The sequence below is a fragment of the Algibacter sp. genome (assembly GCF_049667265.1).
Classification (GTDB): domain Bacteria; phylum Bacteroidota; class Bacteroidia; order Flavobacteriales; family Flavobacteriaceae; genus Algibacter_B.
On sequence record NZ_JBATHX010000165.1, the window covers coordinates 1 to 3,404 of the forward strand.

General features: G+C 34.6%; 2 protein-coding genes and 2 pseudogenes. All 4 read right to left on the reverse strand.

What is annotated here, in order from left to right; translation table 11 throughout:
* Nucleotides 1-1,091: pseudogene (locus tag WBN21_RS06160) on the reverse strand (VWA domain-containing protein); the annotation flags it as partial.
* A 57-nt stretch (nt 1,092-1,148) separates the two neighbouring features.
* Nucleotides 1,149-1,895 (reverse strand): 3-oxoacyl-[acyl-carrier-protein] reductase, encoded by a 747-nt coding sequence (gene fabG, locus WBN21_RS06165; RefSeq protein WP_424198482.1) that lies wholly within the window; start codon nt 1,893-1,895, stop codon nt 1,149-1,151.
* 279 nt (nt 1,896-2,174) lie between these two features.
* The gene (sucD, locus tag WBN21_RS06170) at nt 2,175-3,047 is read right to left on the reverse strand and encodes a succinate--CoA ligase subunit alpha (protein WP_424198484.1); all 873 of its coding nucleotides are present in this window, start codon (nt 3,045-3,047) and stop codon (nt 2,175-2,177) included.
* Nucleotides 3,048-3,113: 66 nt separating this feature from the next.
* Nucleotides 3,114-3,404: pseudogene (locus WBN21_RS06175) on the reverse strand (UDP-3-O-(3-hydroxymyristoyl)glucosamine N-acyltransferase); the annotation flags it as partial.

Consider the following 3,404-nt stretch of genomic DNA (forward strand, 5'->3'; position numbering starts at 1 on the left):
ATTACAAATTTGTTGGAATTTAATAATTCTATTTTATCAAACAAACCTTTAAACTTATTGTCTGGCTGATAGATTATAACTAATTGAAAATCATTTATTTGGTTAATAATTTCTTTTGAGCTAAAAAGTGAAACCGAACGCTGCTCGTTACTTTCAATACTTTTTTTAAGCGCTCCTAAATCGGGATGTGAAAAATCACTAACAATGGCGATTTTTGTTTTTTGATTAATGACTTCAACAGCAAAATTCTTTGAATTATTTATTTTGTTTTTTTCACTTTCTAAAGGTTCTAAAGTTGCTCTGTAATTACTAATACCTACACTATTTGCTGGCAACGTAAAATTGACAACCTTAGAATTATCGTTTTTTGAAAATCTTATAGCTTTTGAATAAACGGTTGAATTTCCATTTTTAATCACAAAATTGGAGTTTACGTTACCATTTCCGTTATAAACCAAAATAGCTTCAATTGGAAATTTGTTTTTCAAATACGCATATTTGTTGACGTTTAATTGCTGAATTTTTAAATCGGTGTAAGTGATTGTATCTCCCAAGATTATTGGAAAAATAGGCTGTTTATAACTCTCTGAAGCATATTGATAATCGTTACCAAAAGTTTGATTGCCATCAGAAATTAAAATAGTTGGTGAGATTGTTTGCTTGTAAATTTGATTTAGTTGACCGAATGCCTCAGAAATATTAGTTTGTTTATCTGAAAAGGTAATAGAATCTGAAGATTTTAAGTTTTCGCCAAAAGAATAATAATCAATATTGAATTTATTTTGTAAGTCTGAATTTGATTTGATTTGTTTAATAAAATCAAGGGCTTCCTTATCTTGTTTTAGATGTTTTATAGATGTTGAATTGTCAATGGCTACCACCAAATTTGGTTTTTCAACAGAAGTTTTAATTTGATCGAAACTTGGATTGATAATTAATAAGAGAACTGAAAATATAGTCAAAAACCTCAAAAAGGCAAAAAGCATGTTTAGTTTAGACATGCCTTTCCTTTTAGTAAAATACTGAAATAGCGCTAAACCTAGCGCTATAATTCCAGCAAGTATGATGTATAATAGAGTTTCCGAACTCATTAAAAGATTCTATATGTTTTGATGAGATTCCCTCCTTCGAGGGAATGACAAATAAGTTTAAGTTAGCATTCCGCCATCAACGTTTAGTGTTTGTCCGGTAACATAAGCACTCATGTCGCTAGCAAGGAATACACAAACGTTAGCAATATCTTCGGGCGTTCCTCCTCTTTTTAATGGGATTCCTGCGCGCCATCCTTTTACGGTTTCCTCATCAAGTTTGGCGGTCATTTCAGTTTCTATAAAGCCTGGTGCGACTACGTTACTTCTTATATTTCGAGAGCCTAACTCTAAAGCTACAGATTTAGAAAACCCTATGATTCCAGCTTTTGAAGCTGCGTAATTTGTTTGTCCTGCATTTCCTTTTACCCCCACTACAGAACTCATATTAATAATTGAGCCTTTGCGTTGTTTAAGCATCGTTTTTTGAACGGCTTTAGTCATGTTAAAAACCGATTTTAAATTCACTTCGATAACCGTATCAAAATCTTCTTCAGAAATACGCATTAATAAATTATCTTTTGTGATACCTGCATTATTTACTAGAATATCAATACTTCCGAATTCTGCAACCACGTCATCAGCTAATTTTTGAGCTTCGTCAAAACTAGCAGCATTACTTTTATAGCCTTTAGCTTTAACGCCTAAAGCATTCAATTCTTTTTCTAACTCGTTTGCGGCTTCAACCGAAGAGCTATATGTAAATGCCACGTTAGCACCTTGTTGCGCGAATACTTGAGCTATTCCTTTTCCTATGCCGCGACTTGCTCCTGTAACAATGGCGGTTTTTCCTTCTAATAATTTCATTTTATAGTTAGTTTGTTAGTTTCTAAGACTGAATTTTCTATCTAATCAAATATAATAAATACCTATTCATGTTACAACAATACGAGGTATTTTCTATGTTCTTGATTTGCGTTAGGGATTGAGGCATTTGTTGAAGCTCTTTTTGTGTTGTTGCACTTATGCAACACAAAAAAGCGACTGCCGAAAGCCCGACCCTTGTGGTAACGCCCAAATTAAATATATTTAAAAAAAAATCCGTTAACTAAGTTAGCTAACGGATTTATTTGTTTTTTAAGTTGATTAACCTAAAACCTCTTTTATTTTTTTACCAATCTCGGCAGGAGAATCCACCACGTGAATTCCGCATGCTCTCATGATTTTCTTTTTAGCTTGAGCCGTATCGTCGCTACCACCAACTATTGCACCAGCATGGCCCATGGTACGTCCTGCAGGAGCAGTTTCGCCAGCAATAAAGCCAACTACAGGTTTTTTACTTCCACTTGCTTTGTACCAATGTGCTGCATCGGCTTCTAACTGACCTCCAATTTCACCAATCATAACAACAGCCTCAGTTTCTGGGTCGTTAATTAATAATTCTACCGCTTCTTTAGTTGTTGTTCCAATAATTGGATCGCCACCAATACCAATAGCCGTGGTGATTCCTAAACCTTGTTTTACCACTTGATCTGCAGCTTCATAAGTTAATGTTCCTGATTTAGAAACAATGCCTACTTTTCCTTTCTTGAAAACGAAACCTGGCATAATACCAACTTTAGCTTCACCAGGAGTAATAACACCTGGACAGTTAGGTCCAATTAATCTACAATCTTTATTTTTAATATAACTTGATGCCGTTATCATATCGGCAACAGGAATTCCTTCTGTAATAGTAATAATCACTTTAATACCCGCATCCGCAGCTTCCATAATAGCATCGGCAGCAAAAGCTGGCGGAACAAAAATGATGGTTGTATCTGCTCCAACTTGCTCTACAGCGTCTTGAACCGTGTTAAAAACGGGTCTGTCTAAATGTGTTTGACCTCCTTTACCCGGAGTTACACCACCAACAACGTTAGTGCCATATTCAATCATTTGACTAGCGTGAAATGTACCTTCGCTACCTGTAAAACCTTGAACTATTATTTTTGAATTTTTGTTAACTAGAACACTCATATTTTCTTATTTGGATATTGGTTTACAAATGTAATTTTTTGAACTCACTTATCGAATTAATTTCCTTTAATTTTTTAATTGCTTAATAATATTTGGAATTTGTTTGATAGATGCCATTTCTTTTAGCTTAGAACGAACCTCTTGAATTGGAGTTCCCCAGTAAACTTGATTACCTTGAATAGACTTAGTAACTCCAGATTGCCCTTGAACAACGGCTTTTTTGCCTATGGTTATGCCGCTGGTGGTTCCTACTTGTCCCCAAAGGGTGACTTCATCTTCTATAACAACGCAACCGGCTATTCCTACCTGTGAAGCAATTAAACATTTTTTTCCAATAACGGTATCATGACCAACTTG